The sequence below is a fragment of the Candidatus Symbiopectobacterium sp. NZEC135 genome (genome assembly GCF_025962695.1).
The window spans coordinates 1-511 of record NZ_JAGFPF010001555.1 but is presented as its reverse complement, the minus strand read 5'-3'; the positions used below and the strand labels follow the sequence as shown (position 1 = coordinate 511).

The window sequence follows — 511 nt, the reverse complement described above, 5'->3', positions numbered from 1 at the left end:
AGTGCCGGTAAGGGCAACCCGCGTTGATAGTGCAGCAGGCAGCCGTTATCGGAAGATGATAGTCAATCAGAGAGGGTAACAAACGTCGTCTGGCTTTTTATTTTCGTGGAAACGCGTAATAAAAGTCTGTGCCAGCTCGGTTAACTGTTGCCACGCCTGCTCGGCCACTAACGTTTTATTGATCAGCTCGCTGCCCACCCCAACGGCAAATGCGCCCGCTTGTGCAAAGTCTGCGACATTATTCAGCGTCACGCCACCAACAGGAATGATTGAGAGATTGTTAAGCGGTCCCTGCAACTCTTTCAGATAGTTGACGCCCAGGCCGTTGGCAGGGAACAGCTTCAACAAATCGACGCCCATGCGGCACGCCTGCAATATTTCCGACGGCGTGGCGACGGCCGGGATCATCAGCTTCTGCTTTTCATGCACCATGCTGACCACCTGTGGATTAAAATCCGGTGCCAGCACAAAAGTAGCGCCCGCATCCATCACCAACTGCGCCATCACCGGA

At 53.8% G+C, this 511-nt stretch carries 1 protein-coding gene; it reads right to left on the bottom strand.

Annotation, left to right across the window (positions count from 1 at the left end; all coding sequences use genetic code 11):
• Window positions 1–66: 66 nt before the first annotated feature.
• The coding region (locus tag J5224_RS35340; protein ID WP_264629428.1) for a bifunctional 4-hydroxy-2-oxoglutarate aldolase/2-dehydro-3-deoxy-phosphogluconate aldolase at window positions 67–511 on the bottom strand (445 nt) is incomplete at its 5' end.